The organism is Mesobacillus foraminis, from assembly GCF_004340465.1.
GTDB lineage: Bacteria > Bacillota > Bacilli > Bacillales > Cytobacillaceae > Mesobacillus_B > Mesobacillus_B foraminis.
The window spans coordinates 23,280-39,254 of the sequence record NZ_SLVV01000021.1 but is presented as its reverse complement, the minus strand read 5'-3'; the positions used below and the strand labels follow the sequence as shown (position 1 = coordinate 39,254).

The 15,975-nt window shown below is 42.1% G+C and carries 14 protein-coding genes, 2 tRNA genes and 1 rRNA gene; 13 read left to right on the top strand and 4 right to left on the bottom strand.

Going from position 1 to position 15,975, the window contains the following annotated elements; genetic code table 11:
- From rrf to EV146_RS25500, 3 genes are all read left to right on the top strand, one after another.
- Positions 1-93 (top strand): 5S ribosomal RNA (gene rrf / locus EV146_RS25510); the annotation flags it as partial.
- A 65-nt stretch (positions 94-158) separates the two neighbouring features.
- A tRNA-Met gene (locus EV146_RS25505) sits at positions 159-232 on the top strand.
- A gap of 23 nt (positions 233-255) precedes the next feature.
- Positions 256-331 (top strand) — tRNA-Asp (locus EV146_RS25500).
- Between the two features lie 120 nt (positions 332-451).
- Here the strand turns inward: EV146_RS25500 and EV146_RS25495 are convergent.
- Positions 452-1,348: a nuclease-related domain-containing protein gene (locus tag EV146_RS25495; RefSeq protein ID WP_158287225.1), complete on the bottom strand. Its 897-nt coding sequence runs from the start codon at positions 1,346-1,348 to the stop codon at positions 452-454.
- Between the two features lie 825 nt (positions 1,349-2,173).
- Between EV146_RS25495 and tsaE the strand changes: the two genes are divergently transcribed.
- The 4 genes from tsaE to tsaD are packed head-to-tail and all read left to right on the top strand — an operon-like array spanning position 2,174 to position 4,820.
- The gene (gene tsaE, locus EV146_RS25490) at positions 2,174-2,644 is read left to right on the top strand and encodes a tRNA (adenosine(37)-N6)-threonylcarbamoyltransferase complex ATPase subunit type 1 TsaE (RefSeq protein ID WP_132011468.1); all 471 of its coding nucleotides are present in this window, start codon (positions 2,174-2,176) and stop codon (positions 2,642-2,644) included.
- The gene (gene tsaB / locus EV146_RS25485; protein WP_132011467.1) at positions 2,625-3,332 is read left to right on the top strand and encodes a tRNA (adenosine(37)-N6)-threonylcarbamoyltransferase complex dimerization subunit type 1 TsaB; all 708 of its coding nucleotides are present in this window, start codon (positions 2,625-2,627) and stop codon (positions 3,330-3,332) included. Before tsaE ends, tsaB begins: the two co-directional genes overlap by 20 nt.
- Positions 3,333-3,342: 10 nt before the next feature.
- Complete coding sequence (gene rimI, locus EV146_RS25480; RefSeq protein ID WP_132011466.1) at positions 3,343-3,792, top strand: ribosomal protein S18-alanine N-acetyltransferase; 450 nt, start codon at positions 3,343-3,345, stop codon at positions 3,790-3,792.
- The gene (gene tsaD, locus EV146_RS25475; RefSeq protein ID WP_132011465.1) at positions 3,789-4,820 is read left to right on the top strand and encodes a tRNA (adenosine(37)-N6)-threonylcarbamoyltransferase complex transferase subunit TsaD; all 1,032 of its coding nucleotides are present in this window, start codon (positions 3,789-3,791) and stop codon (positions 4,818-4,820) included. Before rimI ends, tsaD begins: the two co-directional genes overlap by 4 nt.
- Positions 4,821-5,033: 213 nt before the next feature.
- On the opposite strand, the gene EV146_RS25470 is transcribed toward tsaD, so the two are convergent.
- Positions 5,034-6,965 (bottom strand): ABC-F family ATP-binding cassette domain-containing protein, encoded by a 1,932-nt coding sequence (locus EV146_RS25470; protein WP_132011464.1) that lies wholly within the window; start codon positions 6,963-6,965, stop codon positions 5,034-5,036.
- A 189-nt stretch (positions 6,966-7,154) separates the two neighbouring features.
- On the opposite strand from EV146_RS25470, the gene moaC reads away from it, so the two are divergent.
- Both moaC and EV146_RS25460 read left to right on the top strand, forming a co-directional pair.
- Entirely contained in the window at positions 7,155-7,649 is a 495-nt protein-coding gene (moaC, locus tag EV146_RS25465) for a cyclic pyranopterin monophosphate synthase MoaC (protein ID WP_132011463.1), read from the top strand.
- 29 nt (positions 7,650-7,678) lie between these two features.
- Positions 7,679-8,329, top strand: coding sequence for a redox-sensing transcriptional repressor Rex (locus EV146_RS25460; RefSeq protein ID WP_121610225.1), 651 nt, complete (start codon positions 7,679-7,681; stop codon positions 8,327-8,329).
- Positions 8,330-8,393: 64 nt separating this feature from the next.
- Here EV146_RS25460 and EV146_RS25455 read toward each other — a convergent pair whose 3' ends face one another.
- Both EV146_RS25455 and EV146_RS25450 read right to left on the bottom strand, forming a co-directional pair.
- On the bottom strand, positions 8,394-8,597 hold the full coding sequence (locus EV146_RS25455) for a YdiK family protein (protein WP_121610224.1): 204 nt from the start codon (positions 8,595-8,597) through the stop codon (positions 8,394-8,396).
- Positions 8,594-9,331, bottom strand: a complete 738-nt coding sequence (locus EV146_RS25450; protein WP_121610223.1) for a CPBP family intramembrane glutamic endopeptidase — start codon at positions 9,329-9,331, stop codon at positions 8,594-8,596. Before EV146_RS25450 ends, EV146_RS25455 begins: the two co-directional genes overlap by 4 nt.
- Before the next feature lie 377 nt (positions 9,332-9,708).
- On the opposite strand from EV146_RS25450, the gene groES reads away from it, so the two are divergent.
- From groES to EV146_RS25430, 4 genes are all read left to right on the top strand, one after another.
- Positions 9,709-9,996 carry a co-chaperone GroES gene (gene groES / locus EV146_RS25445; RefSeq protein ID WP_121610222.1) on the top strand — a complete coding sequence of 96 codons (288 nt, stop codon included), beginning with the start codon at positions 9,709-9,711 and terminating at the stop codon, positions 9,994-9,996.
- A gap of 53 nt (positions 9,997-10,049) precedes the next feature.
- Positions 10,050-11,684 carry a chaperonin GroEL gene (gene groL / locus EV146_RS25440; RefSeq protein ID WP_132011462.1) on the top strand — a complete coding sequence of 545 codons (1,635 nt, stop codon included), beginning with the start codon at positions 10,050-10,052 and terminating at the stop codon, positions 11,682-11,684.
- A 731-nt stretch (positions 11,685-12,415) separates the two neighbouring features.
- Positions 12,416-13,123, top strand: a complete 708-nt coding sequence (locus EV146_RS25435; RefSeq protein WP_132011461.1) for a hypothetical protein — start codon at positions 12,416-12,418, stop codon at positions 13,121-13,123.
- A 1,541-nt stretch (positions 13,124-14,664) separates the two neighbouring features.
- Positions 14,665-15,825: a glucose-1-phosphate adenylyltransferase gene (locus EV146_RS25430; RefSeq protein ID WP_219916472.1), complete on the top strand. Its 1,161-nt coding sequence runs from the start codon at positions 14,665-14,667 to the stop codon at positions 15,823-15,825.
- Positions 15,826-15,975 lie beyond the last annotated feature (150 nt).

The following is a 15,975-nucleotide window of genomic DNA, read 5'->3' as shown; positions in this document are numbered from 1 at the left end:
CACACCCGTTCCCATGCCGAACACGGAAGTTAAGCTTCTCAGCGCCGATGGTAGTTGGGGGTTTCCCCCTGTGAGAGTAGGACGTTGCCAGGCTATACCACTTATTCACAAGCAATGTGGATATGTGGATAACACAAATGGATATTATTTATTATCGGCGCGGGGTGGAGCAGTCCGGTAGCTCGTCGGGCTCATAACCCGAAGGTCGCAGGTTCAAATCCTGCCCCCGCAATAATCCATTACATAATCCCATTGGGTCCCGTGGTGTAGCGGTTAACATGCCTGCCTGTCACGCAGGAGATCGCGGGTTCGATTCCCGTCGGGACCGCCATTTTAATAGAATAAAAGAGTTCTATCAAACGAGACCTTGTTTCGTTTTTTTTATTTTATATGACAAAGAAATCCCAGAGCATTGCTGTGGGATTTCTTTGTCTGTTTACATTTTCTATATTCAATATTTAAAAGGTTGCGGAGAATAAACTCTATCCTTGCGAAAACCTTGGGGAACGAGGTTCATATTTACCAGTAACTTTGTGGCCAGCTTTTGGTTAGGCAGATGGAGAAAATCCTGAAGTTGTCGATTGGAAATAGTAGGGTTGAATAGTAAGAAGTAATCATTAACTGCTCGGTAATGGGCTGCCTTTGAGGTGTGTCCGCGTGAAGGACATTTCCAGGTCCCACTAACCCTGAACATTCTAAAAGCCTTGCATGTAGGGCACTGGACCCCTGTTTTTAAATCGTCTTTTGCAATATTATATGGATGGTAAGATGGAGTTTCCGGGATGTGGTATTCTAATAGCATTTTAGCCAGCCTATTTACAATCTTCGGGGAAAGTTCCTTTTTGCTATATTTTTGTTTTAGATGTTCTATCTTAAAAATGAGGTTTCCAGCCAAACATATTTTACTAGACACTTCGGGGGAATGCTGAGGGTTTTTTAAAATAGTGGATGTTTTCACAAAGGTAACCAGAAATTCAATAGGAATCTGAGGAAGCTGCATTTCCTTTAACCAGCAAGAGAGAAGGTAACGTTGCCTCTTTGCCTGCACAATAGGATCTTCAAAGCCATCTTCTCTACCATTTAAAGTACGGGTAATTTGGTTGAAATCAGAATTGAAGGTTACTGTTCCAGAATAGTTTTTAACTTCAAGGATGAGTATAAACCAAGGGAATAGTATTAATGTGTCTATTTGAAATTTAAGTTCTTTAAATTGCAACCGAATGCCCTGAAAAATATTACATTCATCCTCCGGGAGAAACTTTAAGTAATAATCCACTTCTTCTTCTCCTCTAGCTCCGGCTTTAAACAATACAAGGTCTTGTGTAATGATTGATATCTTGGGGTGCATATGATCCAATCTTTCTAGTAACGCCTCGTTAATCGGGATCTTGATACTTTTAGTTCTATATTTAGTAATCAGAAATATTCCTCCCTAGTTAATATTATTGTGTAATTCTGCTTAATAGGATAAAATCCTTCACTAATACAGGAGTTTAACAAAATCGCCAAAATTTGTTGCCGTAAATGTTTGTTCGTATCCTAGAAGCACTACATAGATATAGTGGAAGGGAACTATTTACACTACGATTGTACAGATTTACACTTTGGAATAAACGGTTTACTCTACGAAAAGCGGTATTTACATTACAGAAGTGGCTAATAACACTACAAAACCAACAATTTACACTACGTTATCCTATAAGTGTCAAGTAGTCCTGCCTGGCACCACAGCAGCATTGCTGGGATAGAGGGGGGGGGAACCTTTTACTGGTTTTATACTACGCTAATTAAGGATTACTCTACAGAGTAGCCTAATTACACTGCGGGTTTGGTCAATTGCGCTACTAATTGGGCTATTTACACTACGAGATCCTCGCTTTATACTACGTTATCCAAGAAGTGTAAGTAACAAAGCTTAGGCATCAGCAGCACCATTGCTATTCTTAATTCTTATTTCATCTTATAAAGGGTAAATCCAGCCCTCCACCTTTGCTGCTCAAGATGAGATCGGATAAAAAGTCATTGCCCTTTGCCCGCCACCCTAAAAAAGTGTACACTACAAATAGATTATGTTCCTTAGGAGAGGATCCTAGGGTTTTTTGTATTCCGCTAAGGCTATTTGCCAAAAAGCGGGTAAAATAGAGAGATAACAAAGGAATTTAGGTGATGTGCAATGGCACCATATCAATTTATTTCAAAAGGTTCTGACCAGACAAAGGAATTTGCAAAGAGGCTTGCCGGACTTCTGGAGCCTGGTGATGTAATTGCCCTTGAAGGGGACCTGGGTGCAGGAAAGACAACTTTTACAAAAGGGCTGGCGGAAGGGCTAGGTATAAAGCGAACAGTAAATAGCCCAACCTTCACCATTATTAAGGAATATCAGGGCAGGCTCCCGCTCTATCATATGGATGTCTATCGTGTTGAAGACTCCTATGAGGATCTTGGTTTCGAGGAGTATTTCGAAGGAAGCGGTGTAACCGTGGTGGAATGGGCTCACTTAATTGAGGAGCAGCTCCCTGAAGGTTTACTTACAATCCGGCTGTACCATGGGGAAAATAACTCCCGGAAGATTGTAGCTGAGCCTAGGGGACAAAGGTATGAACTGTTATGTAAGGAGCTTTTTAATGAAGATACTATCAATTGATACATCGAATTATGTTCTGGGAATAGGATTGCTGGATGGAAACCAGGTGATGGGTGAATATATTTCGAACTTAAAGAAGAACCATTCAGTTAGGGTCATGCCTGCCATCCAGACATTGATGAATGAATGCAATGTAAAACCGGCAGAGCTTTCTAAAATAGTCGTGGCTAAAGGTCCAGGCTCTTATACTGGTGTCAGGATTGGGGTCACCATTGCCAAGACACTGGCATGGACACTTAATATACCACTCACCGGGGTTTCAAGCCTTGAGGTATTGGCAGCTTCATCCGGACGTCACTTCAATGGGTTCGTGTCCCCCTTGTTTGATGCTCGAAGAGGCCAAATATACACGGGGCTTTACCAGTTTGAGGAAGGCAGAATTTCCTCAATCATGGAGGACCAATTGATCATGACAACTGATTGGGCTCCAAAACTAAATGAACTCTCCCAAAATATTTTGATTGCTGGAAATGACTTGCCATTGCATCAAGATATTTTAAAGGAGATATTAGGCGACAAGGCGGTGTTTGCAGAGATTACGGAACATAACCCCCGTCCCGCTGAGCTTGCCCTATTGGGCCGGAATAAGCCTGATGAGGATCCTCACCACTTTGTTCCAAACTATATCCGTCTGGCCGAAGCAGAAGCAAAATGGCTGGAGTCCCAAAGCAACCAAAAAAATAAATAGGAAGATCGCTATGAACAATACAATTGCATTCCGGGCAATGGAACTTAAGGATATTGACCGGATCCATGAAATTGAAACAAAGTCCTTTGCGACTCCCTGGAGCAAGGAAGCTTTTCACAATGAACTGACCATGAACAAATTCGCCTTATATACGGTTATAGAGGTAGGAAATGAGGTAGCCGGATACTGCGGAGCGTGGGTGGTGATCGATGAAGTGCATATCACCAATATTGCCTTGCTGCCTGAATACAGAGGGATGAAGCTGGGAGAGGCGCTTCTTCGGAAAGTGATGGATTTGGTCAAGGAGTTAGGAGCGAAGACAATGACACTTGAGGTTAGAGTAAGTAATCTTGTTGCCCAGTCGCTTTACCGCAAGCTGGGTTTTCAAGAGGGAGCCATCCGAAAACAGTATTATACCGATAATTTAGAAGATGCTTTAGTTATGTGGGTGAATTTATGAAGGCTGAAAAAGATCAACTGATATTGGGAATAGAAACAAGCTGCGATGAAACGGCAGTTGCCATAGTCAAAAATGGGAGGGAAATCGTGGCAAACGTTGTTTCCTCCCAAATTGAAAGCCACAAACGTTTTGGCGGAGTAGTGCCTGAAATAGCATCCAGGCATCATGTGGAGCAAGTTACCATCGTCCTTGAAGAAGCGTTGCGTCAGGCGAAGATGGATATTGACAATATAGATGCGATAGCCGTAACGGAAGGGCCTGGTCTTGTTGGGGCCTTGCTTATTGGTGTGAATGCAGCCAAGGCTCTCGCTTTTGCTCATGATATTCCCCTCGTTGGGGTCCATCATATTGCAGGGCATATTTATGCCAACCGCCTCGTTACCGAGATGGCTTTCCCACTTTTGTCCCTGGTGGTTTCAGGGGGCCATACGGAATTAGTATACATGAAAGAGCACGGCCATTTTGAGGTCATTGGAGAGACAAGGGATGATGCGGCAGGGGAGGCCTACGACAAAGTAGCAAGGACGCTGAGTCTGCCATATCCAGGAGGGCCCCATATTGACCGGCTTGCGCACGAGGGAACGCCTGATATTGACCTGCCGAGGGCTTGGCTGGAACCGGGATCCTATGATTTCAGTTTCAGTGGATTAAAATCTGCTGTTATAAACACTGTCCACAATGCTGAGCAGCGTGGGGATAAAATCGCTCCGGAAGTATTAGCTGCGAGCTTTCAGGCGAGTGTAGTGGATGTCCTCGTTACGAAAACCGTACAGGCTGCAAAAGAATATAAAGTAAATCAAGTCCTCCTTGCTGGAGGCGTTGCAGCGAATAAAGGACTTAGAGCTGCCTTGACAGCTGCATTCAGTGGGCTTAAGGACGTAGAACTGGTCATTCCGCCGTTATCATTGTGCACAGATAATGCCGCGATGATTGCTGCAGTAGGCAGTATTTTGTATGAAAAGGGAAAAAGATCGGATTTAACTCTAAACGGAAACGCAGGATTAGACATTACTATCCACAACTCATAAAGTTTATATTTTCAGAACACTGTGGATAACATAAGGAAAAACAGTGAATAATGTTGACAATGTGGATAAATGGAAGGTTTTTTGTGGATAGTGTGGAAAAGCGTAAATAACTTTGATATTGTGCATATTTGTATGTGCATAACTGCTGTGGATAAAAAAGTCGAACCTTGGCGAAATACATAAAAAAATCCCGGAATTTGTTCCGGGATTTTTTTATTCAGCAAGTTCAGTCCATTCCTCCATCAAAAGTTCAACTTCATGCTTTGCCTTTTCAAGCTGTTCGTTGAGTTCTCCTACCTTTTTATGATCCTGAAAAATTTCAGGATCGCAAAGAAGCTCTTCATAATTCGAAATTTCGGTTTCTAGGACTTCTATTGAAGCTTCGATTTCTTCAATTCTTCTTTTCTTCTGACGTTCGAGTTTTTTCGCTTCCTTATCCTGTTGATAGGATGACTTGTCGGAAGCCGTGGAGGCGGCAGCCTGTTTGTCTGAGGATGCAGGCAAGGCAGTTAGGGCCTTCAGTTCCTCCTGTTCAAGTTTTTTCTCAAGATAGTAATCATAATCACCGAGGTATTGCGCAGCTCCACTGCGGCTAAGTTCAATGACCTTAGTTGCTATGCGGTTTATAAAATAACGGTCGTGCGAAACAAACAAAATGGTCCCGGGATAATCAATCAAGGCATTTTCGAGTACTTCCTTGCTATCCAGATCAAGATGGTTTGTCGGTTCATCAAGAATGAGGAAATTCGCTTTTTCCATCATTAATTTTGCCAGGGCAAGCCTGGCTTTTTCGCCGCCGGACAGCGAGGAAACGGTTTTTAGGACATCATCTCCGGAAAACAGGAAATTGCCAAGTACCGTGCGGATTTCTTTTTCAGGCTTAAGGGGATATTCATCCCACAGTTCATTCAGAACCTTTTTATTGGAGGTAAGCTCCGCCTGCTCCTGATCATAATAGCCAATGGTTACATTGGAGCCGGAATGGATATCCCCGGAAAGGGCGGGAAGCTTTTGAACGATTGTTTTTAACAGGGTTGATTTACCCACCCCATTGGGACCAACCAATGCGATGCTCTCTCCTCTTGAAATTTGAAAGGAGATATCTTCGGATACTTTTTCTGATTCATATCCTACAGCCAAAGCATCTGCTCTCAGGACATCATTTCCGCTTTGCCGGTCGATATCAAACATAAAGGAGGCCGATTTCTCATCGCCGCCCGGCCGGTCCATCCTGTCCATTCTCTGCAGCTGTTTACGACGGCTTTGGGCCCTTTTGGTTGTAGAAGCACGGGCAAGATTACGCTGGACAAAATCCTCAAGTTTCGCGATTTCATCCTGCTGCTTCTCATAAAGCTTCATGTCCCGTTCATAATTTTCTGCTTTCTGCTGCAAATAGGAGCTGTAGTTTCCAGCAAATTTGGTCATTTTACGCCGTGAAAGTTCAAAAACCTGGTTAACCACTTTATCAAGGAAATACCGGTCATGGGAAACAATTAAAACCGCTCCTGAATACCCTTGCAGATACTGTTCCAGCCAGGACAGAGTTTCAATATCCAGATGGTTTGTAGGTTCGTCCAAAATAAGGATATCGGGGCGTGAAAGCAAAAGTTTCCCCAGTGCAAGCCTTGTCTTCTGCCCGCCGCTTAATGTGGATATCCTGGTGTCATAATCAAAAGAACCAAAATTGAGCCCATGAAGGACTGAGCGAATATCGGCTTCATATTGGTAGCCGCCTTGATCTTTAAACTTTACCTGGAGAAGATCATACTCATTCAAGATCCGTTCATACTTACTATGGTTGGATAGAATTTGCGGATCAGACATTTGCCCCTCAAGCTTTCGCAATTCCGTTTCCATTTTACGAAGTTCATTAAAGACTGACAGCATCTCGTTCCAGATGGTCTGTTCTGATTCAAGGCCGGTGTTCTGGGCGAGGTACCCAATCGAGACACCTTTTGGCCTGATAATCTCCCCTGAATCATAGGAGGACTGGCCGGCAATGATTTTTAAGAGAGTGGATTTTCCAGCTCCATTTCTCCCAACAAGTGCGACACGGTCCTGAGTTTGGATTTCAAGCTTAATATTCGATAAAATAAGTTCAGCTGCAAAATATTTTGTCAGCTGATTCACTTGTAATAAAATCATAATTCTTTCACCTCAATTGCCCTATGTTTAGTGTACCTGAATCGGTAATACTCGGCAATAAAGGGGATTTCCCATTAACGATTTTCAATCTGCATGGAACCCTATATAAAAGAAATATGTGAAAATAGATACAATGTTCACACACAAATATGTCAAAATAGTGTATAGTTTTGTTGAAAGGAGTTAATTATGGCAGAGTTTACTCATTTTAATGAAGAGGGCCGGGCCAAGATGGTTGATGTCAGTGAAAAACCAGAAACCGTCCGTACCGCAATTGCCCATTCGAGCATTTCCATAACAAAAGATATTTATGACAGGATTACCGGTAATAAAATGAAAAAAGGGGATGTCCTGGCGGTTGCCCAGGTCGCTGGCATTATGGCCGCAAAGAAGACCTCTGAAATCATACCGATGTGCCATCCGTTGCCTCTGACAGGGATAGATCTCTCATTTTCGTGGGAGAAGGGGGAGACTGAATATCATTTAAATATCTCCGCTTCCGTAAAAACAAAAGGGAATACAGGAGTCGAAATGGAAGCGCTAACAGCCGCTTCTGTCTGTGCCCTCACTGTCTATGATATGTGCAAGGCAGTTGACAAAGGGATGGTAATCGGCGAGACTTATCTCGTCGAAAAAACGGGCGGAAAAAATGGCGATTATAATAGAGCAGAGAAACTAAAATAAATGTGTGTAAAGGAGAGGAGGCAGAAGTAATGTCAAACGAAACAATTAAGATTCCCCAGGCTACGGCAAAAAGGCTGCCGCTTTATTACCGGTTCTTATTGAACCTTCATTCCTCAGGAAAACAAAGGGTGTCATCGGCAGAGCTAAGTGAAGCGGTAAAAGTGGACTCAGCAACGATCCGCCGGGACTTTTCCTATTTCGGTGCATTGGGAAAAAAGGGTTATGGCTATAATGTCAATTACCTGTTGACCTTTTTCCGAAAGACACTCGACCAGGATGAACTGACTAAGGTGGCTTTGATTGGTGTCGGAAATCTGGGTACCGCCTTTTTAAACTATAATTTTTCCAAGAATAATAATACTAAAATTCAGATTGCCTTTGATGTGGACAAAAGTAAGGTTGGTTCACAAATAGGTGATGTTCCAGTCTATCATATGGATGAGCTGGAGGAAGTGATTCAGCGTGAGGACATTCATGTGGCAATCCTCACAATCCCTTCAGGGGTGGCCCAGCAAATTACAGACCGCCTTGTTAAAGCGGAAATAAAGGGTATCCTGAACTTTACACCGGCGAGGCTGAATGTGCCGCCTTCCATCCGCATCCATCATATTGACCTCGCAGTTGAGCTTCAGTCTCTTATCTACTTTCTGAAGCATTATCCCACCGATGAAGACGAATGATTGGACAAGATACCCATACGCTGGATAGCAAAAAGCCTCTTCCTTAATAGAAGAGGCTTTTTTGCTAAGATTTTTTTTGGAAATTTTTAAGTTTGAAGTGGAATAGAACCATGCGGATACCCGATCCAAGGTCAAACGTCGCTAAAAGGACGAGCAGATAGGAGAAGAATCCCCAGCCATCCTCATTGACGTTCTGAACCGCAAAATAGGTAAAAAGAAGTCCCAAAACAATATAGATAATCCCTGAAAACAGAGGCGTTTGTCTCATAAAAAGTATCCTCCAATAAAGCTTTGAATTTGTTCAGCTTCCTTCATCATTCTCTCCAAATCTTCGCGGAATACCGACTGGACTAACACAACAAAGGTATTCATGGCCACATGGGCAAAGATCGGAACAATAATCCGTTTCGTTCTTACATATAAAAAGGCAAAAGTAAAACCCATAGCCGAGTATAAAATGACATGTTCTGGTTCAAAATGGGCAAGGGCGAAGATAACAGAACTGATCAAAGCCGCCAGAAAGAAGTTAAACCGTTTGTATAGGCCACCGAAAATGATTTTTCGGAACACAATTTCCTCAAGAATTGGCCCGATTACAGAACTAATCAGGATAACAATCGGGAATTGCTCGATAATGCCGATGATCTGCTGGGTATTTTCCGAGCCTGTCTCAATCCCAAGCATGGTTTCAATATTTGCTGCAAGTCCCTGTGCAAATAGAGCCAGAAAAATACCGGCGAAAGCCCAGGAAATCGAACTGACAAGTGATGAGGCATTCCGGATTTCCGTCTTTGTGCGGAACTCGTCTCTCAGTAATAATAGGACAATCAATAATGTGACGGAAAATGAGATGACTAGCCAGTATGGAACTGCAACCATCTGCATTTCCTGGGGACTTTGACCCATCAGGGTGCCAATGTAGGCAACAAGGGGGACTCCAATCAGGCTGGACAATTGCATGATAATATAAGCAATTAATATGAACCAATATTCCTTTTTCAATACAGTAGTCTCCTTTTTAAATATAGAGCGGAAGCACCATTATTTTGGTAAGACTCACGACCTTTAGCAAGCCAAATTGTATATTTTTGTTTATGGACTAGACATACGAATACTGCACAAAAATAGCCCTATTATCCATTCTACTAATAAAACAGGCAAAAGTTCAAATAGAAGGGTTTTGCTTATTTTTAACAAAATAGACCGATAAAATGATTGGAAAAACCTATGCTTGAAAAAGCGGAAAAAATTGAAAAAATTTTTTTGCTTGATACTTGCAAAATAGTACGGGATTCATTTAATATATAAATTGTGTTAGCACTCAATTGAGGAGAGTGCTAATAATTAAAAATTACATATATTTGAGGAGGTAGTTTCACTTGATCAAGCCATTAGGTGATCGCATTATTATTGAGCTTGTTGAGTCTGAAGAAAAAACTGCAAGCGGTATCGTATTACCCGACTCAGCTAAAGAAAAACCTCAAGAAGGTAAAGTAGTAGCTGTAGGAACTGGCCGTGTTCTTGAAAGCGGAGAGCGTGTTGCCCTTGAAGTTTCCGTCGGCGACCGAATCATCTTCTCAAAATACGGTGGTACAGAAGTAAAGTATCAAGGAACTGAATACTTGATCCTTCGTGAAAGTGATATCCTGGCTGTTGTAGGCGAATAAAGCTGCCCGGGAATGAATAGAAAAAAGCTATAATTCGAGGAGGTTTTTATACGATGGCTAAAGAGATTAAATTTAGTGAAGAAGCCCGCCGCGCGATGCTTCGCGGTGTTGACACTCTTGCTGATGCAGTTAAAGTAACGCTCGGACCAAAAGGACGCAACGTGGTTCTTGAGAAAAAGTTTGGTTCACCGCTAATTACAAATGATGGTGTGACAATCGCAAAAGAAATCGAACTTGAAGATGCTTTCGAAAACATGGGTGCCAAGCTTGTTGCTGAAGTGGCAAGCAAAACAAACGATGTTGCCGGTGACGGTACAACTACAGCAACCGTTCTTGCTCAAGCGATGATCCGCGAAGGCCTAAAGAACGTAACTGCCGGTGCGAACCCAATGGGCATCCGCAAAGGAATTGAAAAAGCAGTTGTAACTGCAGTAGAAGAGCTTAAAGCTATTTCCAAGCCAGTTGAAAACAAAGAATCCATTGCACAGGTTGCCGCTATCTCAGCTGCTGACGAAGAAGTTGGCCAACTGATTGCGGAAGCAATGGAGCGCGTTGGCAACGACGGTGTTATCACGATCGAAGAATCAAAAGGCTTCACTACTGAGCTTGATGTAGTAGAAGGTATGCAATTTGACCGTGGATATGCATCTCCATACATGGTTACTGATTCCGACAAGATGGAAGCAGTCCTTGATAACCCATATATCCTGATCACTGACAAGAAGATTACCAACATCCAGGAAATCCTTCCTGTCCTTGAGCAAGTTGTTCAACAAGGCAAGCCATTATTGATGATTGCTGAAGATGTTGAAGGGGAAGCCCTTGCTACATTGGTAGTCAACAAGCTTCGCGGAACATTCAATGCTGTAGCTGTTAAGGCTCCTGGCTTCGGTGACCGCCGTAAAGCAATGCTCGAAGACATCGCTGCCCTTACTGGCGGGGAAGTCATCACTGAAGAGCTTGGCCGTGACCTTAAATCCGCTTCAATCGAATCACTTGGCCGCGCTGTTAAGGTTGTTGTATCAAAAGAAAACACAACAATCGTTGAAGGCGCAGGAGACAGCGCGCAAATCGCTGGCCGTGTAAACCAAATCCGCGTTCAATTAGAAGAAACTACTTCTGAATTTGATCGTGAAAAACTACAAGAGCGCCTTGCTAAATTGGCTGGCGGTGTTGCAGTTATCAAAGTTGGTGCTGCTACCGAAACTGAATTGAAAGAGCGCAAGCTTCGCATCGAGGATGCCCTGAACTCAACACGTGCAGCTGTTGAAGAAGGTATCGTATCCGGTGGTGGAGTTGCCCTTCTGAATGTTTACAATAAAGTTGCCGAGCTTCAAGCTGACGGCGATGTACAAACTGGTATCAACATCGTGCTTCGCGCAATCGAAGAGCCAGTTCGCACAATCGCTCACAATGCGGGACTTGAAGGTTCCGTCATCGTTGACCGCCTAAAGCGCGAAGAAATCGGAACAGGCTTCAACGCTGCTACTGGTGAGTGGGTAAACATGATCCAGGCCGGTATCGTTGACCCAACTAAAGTTACTCGTTCTGCACTTCAAAACGCAGCATCTGTTGCAGCTATGTTCTTAACAACTGAAGCTGTTGTTGCTGATAAGCCAGAACCAGCTGGTGCAGGCGGCGGAATGCCTGACATGGGCGGAATGGGCGGAATGGGCGGCATGATGTAATAAACATCATGTAGCCTGATATACGGGTTTTCTATGATAGGTAGATAAGTGTGCCTGTGCTCTTTAGCTAAGATGCTGCTTGTCTATTCTCTTAAAAAACCACCTATTAAAGGAGAGGCCTTTCATCAATTGCTGAACTGGTGGGAGGCCTTTCTTCATTTTGAGTGTCTTTATGGGGGGATAAGACTCCAAGGTGGTTTTAATGTCAGCAAACATCGCAAACATCACCCATAAGATCTCGTGAAAGGTTAACATTTCTCCGTTATATGCATGTTAATAAACTATCGAGCCAATATAAAGTAATCTCATTTAGTATAACTCGCTTTGATGCTCCTTGATTCTTCATTAAAAAAACCCACGGTTATTTATTTCCTTCTTTTTAAATTAAAAGATGTTCATGCTATTTATAACCCATGACAATTTGCCCTTGGAGGGCTTTGTGGCGTTAGCTGGCTTAGCTTAGCTGAGTACTATAAAATTTTGGATTGCTTGAACTTATAATGGTATATAGACAATGTTAATGTTTCTTTTCCATACGGGTCTTTAAGCAATATGCTTTCTCATGGTTTCTGTATATCACTAAAACGAGGGCATTTAATTTTTTTTGTTTTGTTACAGAATTCCTTAAAAAGGCTTGGCAGCGCGTTTTTCTGCACATATCGCATGGCGATAAGACTTGCAAAATAATTTAAAAACCTTCATATTTAGTTTAGAAGAATAGGAGGTCCGATATGCGACGTGATATACAACCGAATGAACGAGCTTTCTCTTCAAAGGAAGTGGCTGAAGAAGTGGGAATAGCGACTCCCACTGTTCGTAAGTATGGCCAAATACTGGAGCGGAATGGATATGAGTTTTTAAAAGATGGTGACCGGCGAATCTTTGTCCAATCTGACATCGAAGCGCTTGTAGCGCTGCGTGATACAGACAAGCCTTTGGATGATACAGCTAAAGACCTTGTGCATCAGCAAAAAGAAAGATTGGAAGGAACCAATGAAGCAGTTATAGCGATCCCCGATACATATGAAAGTTTACCCCAAGACCCCAATCAATTAAAAGAAGTTTTAATGTTTTTAGTTAATGAACTTGCAGCCACTCGTGAAATGAATGTCCAGCTGACAAACGATATGTCCGAGCTTAAGACGAAGGTTTCCCGGCTCCAGCAAGATCATCATATTATTAGTTCTACTATTGGCAATTCAGCACAAAAAACGAATGCTAAAATTGAAAAATTAACCGAACAACAAAAAACTCATTACGAGACATTGCTTCAGGAAGAAAAACACAAAAGTGAACTTTTACAAAAAGAGATTCAAACCATGAGGGAAGAACAGAAGAAAGAATGGAGTTCACAAATCGACTTTAATAGACGGTTAGAAGTAGCGATCCAAAAACCTAAAGAAAAATGGGGCGGGCTTTTCTCGATTTTTCGAAAATAAGGCAGGCAGAGGTCAGGGTTTTCTGGTTTCCTGTTTAAAGCATTCTACTATGAAACATAAAGGGATATCAAAACAAATGAATCCTTAACAGTAGAATAATAAAGGTAGAATCGTATCGCGCGATGTGTTGAAAAGCAAAAGCAGGCGTTTAGAGATTTGCCTAAGCTATATACATCTTTATGAGAAAAGGCGATATAAGGAACCCGGAGACTTTCGAACAGAGTCATTCCCAGAACGTAATAATACTCCTTGTTTTATCTTTGTATCGCCAGGCGATATACCATTTGGCCATCCTGTAAATATCAGATTGCGATACAAGATTTTCTTGGTGAAGATGCAAAGAAAGCATTTAGAGTTAGATGATGGGCGTAACACATAGGCGATACGCGATATGGACAGCCGCATATAGTGAGCAGGGCTAAGCCGTTTGTGATCGTATAAAACTTGAAAGAAACACTGATTAGAAGCCATGCGGATTGCTGTGCATTTATATATATGGTGGTTGATTAAATGAACTTTAAAGCGAATATTCAATTGGCACACCGTACATCAGCTATAATCAATGTTCCCCAACTCCCGTTGGACTTGCATCTCGTTAATACGATTTCTTACAAAGGGCCTGAACGGGTTCCTTTTTTTGTTTCGTATCGGGGGCCGATATGGCCGCAAAGTGAAATGTGGAACCTGCAACTTTAGGTAAAGCATTTAGTAAGAAGAATATATATCAAGGGATTAAAACCTACTGTTCATTAACCACTTAAAATAACAACTGGATTATCTTTATTCTGAACTGAACACCTGACGCGTCATACAATATTGAGATATTCCCTGACATGGCGGATAAGTAGGGAATGTGTGTATAAACTTAAATGTTCAAAAGGAAATAATGCAGCAGTTGGAACAAAGCTCAAAAGCGATTGCGGTATAACTGAACGTGTAAGAACGGTTCCCGGGTGCCAGCCAGTTACCTAGTGTCATAAACTTTCTGTATTAGAAGAAAGGTTCAATTCCAATGCGAGAATTAAAGTATTGTTGAAAGACTAAAGATATTAGGAAATATAACCTTAAAAGCAAAAGGGTATGATAGTTTTTCAGCAGTTACTAATGGGATGAGAGCAGCCAGGTTGTATGAATTATTGTCAAAATATCGAATGAGTGCTCCTCATTTCGCCATCTCCGTCATCAAATTTCAACAATTTCCCGAGAAATAACTACAAAATATTTACCTCTCTCGACAAGAGTTATATTCTAAGACGTACAGTTACTAGGCTATTAGGACCGTATTAAAACAGTAAACAACTAACTTAATCATTCCTCTAATATAGAAGAATCCCATAAATGAATATAGACTATGATTGAAACCACTTTCTTGTATTTAGGAGGTGGTTTTTTCAATTCTGTGATTAATTCCCACAGAAATTTTCTGAGGCCGGCAGGATTATAAAGAGTAAAAATGGGGAACAAACTGTTATGGCTTTTTTATAGGTTATTAATCTAAAAAACATCTAATTGAGATTCAGATAAAAGGAGATAAGAACATCATGAGAAAACAAAAATGCATCGGTATGCTTCTTGCGGGAGGAAAAGGAAGCCGGTTAAAAGCATTAACGGAGACTTTGGCGAAACCAGCAGTTCCATTTGGAGGTAAATACCGCATTGTCGATTTTCCTCTTTCCAACTGTGCCAATTCGGGCATACATACAGTTGGAGTGCTAACACAGTATCAGCCGCTTGCTTTAAACTCTTATATCGGGGTTGGAAGCGCGTGGGATCTTGACCGCCGTGACGGAGGGGTAACGGTTCTTCCGCCCTATACCAATTCATCTGAAGTGAAATGGTATTCTGGGACAGCAAGTGCCATTTATCAAAATTTCCATTATATCCGACAGTATGATCCAGAGCATGTGTTAATTTTATCCGGAGACCATATTTACAAAATGGATTATGAAAAAATGCTTGATTACCATATTAGCAGAGATGCAGACGCGACAATATCGGTGATTGAGGTTCCATGGGAAGAAGCCAGCCGCTTTGGTATTATGAATACGGATGACTTTTATAATGTAAGACGGTTTGATGAAAAACCCGAAAATCCGGAAAGCAATCTGGCTTCAATGGGCATCTATATTTTTAAATGGTCTGTCCTGGAGAAATATTTGGAGCTGGATAACGGGAATCCTGATTCTTCGAACGATTTCGGCAAGGACGTCATCCCGGCCATGCTTGCGGACAAGATGAAGTTGTCCGCCTATCCGTTTAAAGGGTACTGGAAGGATGTTGGAACAGTAAAAAGCTTATGGGAAGCCAATATGGATTTGTTGGATCAGGACGGAAAATTAAATTTGAATGATCCTGCATGGCGTATTTATTCGGTTAACTCCAATTTACCGCCCCAAATTATGGGCCGGAACGCCATGGTCCAGCATGCCCTCTTAAATGAAGGCTGCATCATTGATGGGGAAATCCGGCACTCTGTTGTTTCCCAAGGGGTCGTCGTTGAAAAAGATGCGGTCGTCAAAGACTGTGTCATCATGCCCAACGTACGAATTGGACGAGGCTCTTTTATTGAGCGGGCGATCGTGATGGAAGATATTTATATACCAACAGATACAAAGATTTATAACGATACAGACGAGGTATTATTAATAACAGAGGAGTTCCTGGCCGCACATATACAGGAACAGGAAAGAATCAAAGCCTAGTGGGATAAAAAATATAGAGAATGTAACTGTTTAAATCAGGGGGAGGCCTCCGATAAGTTCAATGAATTTATCGGAGGCTTTTTTAATTTCCGGGGAGCTTTGTGATGTGGGATGGAATACCCTACCATTCAGCTGGATCGTAGATTATAA